Annotated in this window: 2 protein-coding genes; both read right to left on the bottom strand. The window is 68.1% G+C overall.

All coding sequences use genetic code 11. The features are described 5' to 3' along the window. Positions 1–44: 44 nt before the first annotated feature. Complete coding sequence (locus ACQ5BE_RS18915; RefSeq protein ID WP_430298490.1) at positions 45–899, bottom strand: IS3 family transposase; 855 nt, start codon at positions 897–899, stop codon at positions 45–47. After that, a partial coding sequence (locus ACQ5BE_RS18920; RefSeq protein WP_430298491.1) for a transposase occupies positions 896–1382 on the bottom strand: 487 nt, incomplete at its 5' end. The genes ACQ5BE_RS18915 and ACQ5BE_RS18920, both read right to left, overlap by 4 nt.

A 1382-nucleotide genomic window follows, 5' to 3' on the forward strand; every position in this document is an offset into this window, starting at 1 on the left:
CGTTGTGCACTGGTCCCCGATAGTTGGACTGGCTTATTGAGATCCTAGGCTGCCAGGGCCTGGGCGCGGTATTGGACCGGGCTCAGGCCCTGGAGTCGTTGGGAGGTGCGTTCGTTGTTGTACCAGCGGATGTAGTCGTGGACGGCGTTTTCGAGCGCCTCGATACTGAGGTAGCGGACGTGGTGGAAGCACTCTTCCTTGAGGTGGCCGAAGAAGTTCTCGATGATGGCGTTGTCGAAGCAGTTGCCCTTGCGGGACATAGACTGCCTCGCTCCGGCGTCGGCGAGCAGCGTCCGCCAGGCACGGTGCTGGTACTGGAATCCTTGGTCGGTGTGCACCATCGGATGCTCCCCGGGCCCGAGAGCGGCGATCGCCTGGCGCAGTGACGAGGTGGCCAGCTGCAGGTTCGGTGATCTGCTGGTGGAGTAGGCGATGATCTCGCGGTTGAACAGGTCCATGACCGGGGAGAGGTAGAGCTTGTCCTTGCCGACCCGGAACTCGGTCACGTCCGTGACCCACTTCTGGTTCACGGCATCGGCAGCGAACTGGCGGTCCAGGAGGTTCTCCGCGGTCTGGCCGACGTCGCCCCGGTATGAGGCGTAGCGGCGTTTCCGGCGGACCCTGCAGGCCAGGCCGAGCTGGCGCATGAGCTCCAGCACCGTCTTCTTCGCCACCTGCCAGCCGCCCTTGACGAGTTCCCGGTGCACCCTGCGGTGCCCGTAGCGTCCGTGCGCGCCCTCGAACGCTGCCCGGACCGCTTCCTTGAGGTCGGCCCGGGGGTCCGCCCGGCCGAGCCTGGCCTGATGGTAGAAGAACGTCGACCGGGCAAGCCCGGCTGCCTCGAGCAGCACCGGCAGGCGGTGCTCGGCCTTGAGGGAGGAGACAGCGAGGGCCTTCACTGCCGTCCTTGCGCCCTCAAGGCCCGCAATTTTTTCAGGTAGGCGTTCTCGGCCTGCAGCCGCTCGTTCTCCGCCCGCAGCCGCTCCAGCTCGCTCGGCTCACCCGGGGAGGCGGCCCCGTCCCGGGGCGGGCGGCCCCTGGGGCGGGGCCGCAGCGCGTCCTCGCCGCCCTCCCGGAAAGCGCGCGCCCACGCTTCGACCAGCTTCGAGGAGGACAGGCCATGATCCCTGGCCAGGGCCCCCGCGGACCCCTCGCCCGCGAGATAGCCCTTCACCACCGCGAGCTTGAGCTCGAACGGGTACGACCGCTTCGTCGTCCTGGCCACCAGCGCTCCTCTGCCACGGATCACCCAACGCCGATACAGCCGCTGCACCGGCCACCGGGACACCCCCAGCCGAGTTGCCGCGGCCCGATCGGCGAAACCCTGCTCGAACAACGCTACAGCCGCCGACCGCTGCCCCTCGGACAGCGAACTACTCACA

Origin of the sequence: Sinomonas sp. B1-1, assembly GCF_050474465.1 — a bacterium.
Lineage (GTDB): Bacteria > Actinomycetota > Actinomycetes > Actinomycetales > Micrococcaceae > Sinomonas > Sinomonas flava.